We start from the raw sequence: 2,260 nt of genomic DNA on the forward strand, positions 1-2,260 counted from the left end.
GGGGAGCAGTAGCTCGGGTGGCTGAGCGTCGGCCACCAGCGTGTCCTCATGGCGCAGCCGCTCATCGCGCAGCCACTCGTCGAACGCCGGATCGCTGATATGCAGACCTGAGAGAAGCACGTCGCTCGGTGCCGCTGGCTCGACGGCTACGAGGTCGGGATCGAGCGCAAGCCACTCGTCGGTGACCTTGAGGACCCCGTTCGCGATTTCGCCGAGTTCTTTCCGAAGCCCACTCAAAGCCTGGCGCAATGAGGACCGGGCCTGTTCGTCGCCTCGCTCGGACCACAGGAGGGCCATCACCTCTTCGCGGCTTCGCTCCTTGCCGGGCGGCAATGCCAGATAGGCGAGGAGCGCCCTGGCCTTTTTTGATTTGATCGAAATTTCGTTGCCGACCGCGTCAGCAGCACGAAATCGGCCAAATAGGGACAGCCTCAGCATCTCAGCTCCACAATTCTGCAGGATTGGGCAGTGTTGTTAGCGGCACGTCAGCATCAAGCGTAGCATGTGGAAGTCGCGATAAAAATTGGAACAACGAGCCCGCCACTGACACGGGCGCGGCCGCATTTCAGAGGCCTCGCAATGACCAGAAATGGCTATGAGCGGTCCTGACAGACCCTGACAAACCACGTCCGCTTATCCCCCAACAGCAGACATTGCAGCCGGCATGTCCGCTTTCGCGTCGTTAGCGTCTGCTTTACCCCTGCGACCTCAACCGGTCGATGCAACACAAGCGTTAAATCTTTCCGCCGGCGTTTCGAACGCAAGCGTTTTGCGTGGCCGCTCGTTTAACTGCCGTGCCACTTTGTTCAGTTGCGCCTGCGAGTATACCGATAAGTCGGTTCCCTTGGGGAAGTACTGCCTGAGCAGGCGGTTGGTGTTCTCGTTGGAACCTCGCTGCCACGGACTGCGCGGATCGCAGAAGTAGACATCGATGTCCGTCGCCAGACTGAACCGGCGGTGATCCATGAGCTCTTTGCCACGGTCCCAGGTCAGGGATTTCTTGAGTTCGCTCGGCAGCTTCTTCGACTGCTTGATAAGCGCGGATATCACCGTCTGCGTCTCCTTGTTGGTCACCTTCACCAGCATCACATAGCGCGTGTGACGTTCCACCAGGGTCGCTATATAGCTGTTCTGCGACCCCGTCAGGAGATCGCCCTCCCAGTGACCCGGAAACGCCCGATCCTCGACCAAGGCCGGCCGCTCCCGGATCGAGACCATGTCCTTGATCTGCCCGCGGGCATCGCCTTGCCATTTCTTCGGCCCCGGCCGGCGCATCGCGCGTTGTGAGCGGAGATGCAAAAGCAGCTCCTTCTTAAGCACACCGCGGGCTTGAACAAATAAACTGCGATAGATCGTCTCGTGAGACACCTGATGTCTCTCTTCTCCCGGATACACCCTCTTTAGCCAACCGGCGATCTGCTCGGGCGACCAATGCAACCTCAGCTTACACGCCACGACCTGTCGTAGCCGCAGACTGGTCGCCAACTTACAAGGTTTCGGGCGACGGGCGCGGACCCAGGCCTGCTTATCAGCTTGCGCCGCTCGGTATCGATCATAGCCGCCATTCCGATTGATCTCACGGCTCACCGTCGACGCCGAGCGGCACAGCAGCCGAGCCATCGTCCGTGCCGATTGATGCGCTGCAATCCCTCGCGAGATCATCTCGCGTTCCGACAGCGTCAAGGCAAGCCTTGAGTGACGCCGTGACTCAGGCCGGATCCCTCCGTACCGCGAAACATGGCCATAAATTGACGACGACGGTTTACCAAACGCCCGACCGATCGAGTTCAGCGACTCGCCCCGCTGCCAGCGATCCCACATCTCCGTCTTCTCTGACACCGTAAATCCTCGACGAAACCTTCGACCCATCGCAACACCCTCCATCCCTCCTCATAAGACAAAGTGTTGCGTCGACCCATTGAGATCACCCCCTGAAAGCAGACGTCGCAGCAGTAGGTCGCGAGAGTCCGAAGTTGACCCAAGTCGGTCATAGTGGGCGCTATTCCAAGAGATCATTAGGGATTGTCAGAGGCTTGGTGTAACGTGTCACTCGGTGCGCTTCTTGCTGATCGCCGTTGCGCGGTCGATTATGTGCGCTAACGAATACCACCAAGACCGCGGCTCTACCCGCTGCGACTCATTAAGACCGCAGACATTCGCGGTTTGCGGGTCATCTACGGCGCTTGTGTCCGTACTTGAGTTGTTGCTGGCAGCACCGTGCAGGTTATTGATAGCGTTTTGGCCACCAATCACCACATCA

At 58.9% G+C, this 2,260-nt stretch carries 3 protein-coding genes; all 3 read right to left on the reverse strand.

Annotation, left to right across the window (positions count from 1 at the left end):
- Positions 1–438 (reverse strand): AfsR/SARP family transcriptional regulator (locus AC221Y_RS23170; protein ID WP_486708639.1); only part of this gene is annotated, 438 nt, incomplete at its 3' end.
- A gap of 270 nt (positions 439–708) precedes the next feature.
- Positions 709–1,869, reverse strand: coding sequence for an IS30 family transposase (locus AC221Y_RS23175; protein ID WP_486708640.1), 1,161 nt, complete (start codon positions 1,867–1,869; stop codon positions 709–711).
- 177 nt (positions 1,870–2,046) lie between these two features.
- The coding region (locus tag AC221Y_RS23180; RefSeq protein ID WP_486708641.1) for a hypothetical protein at positions 2,047–2,260 on the reverse strand (214 nt) is incomplete at its 5' end.

Source organism: Boseongicola sp. (assembly GCF_057460485.1).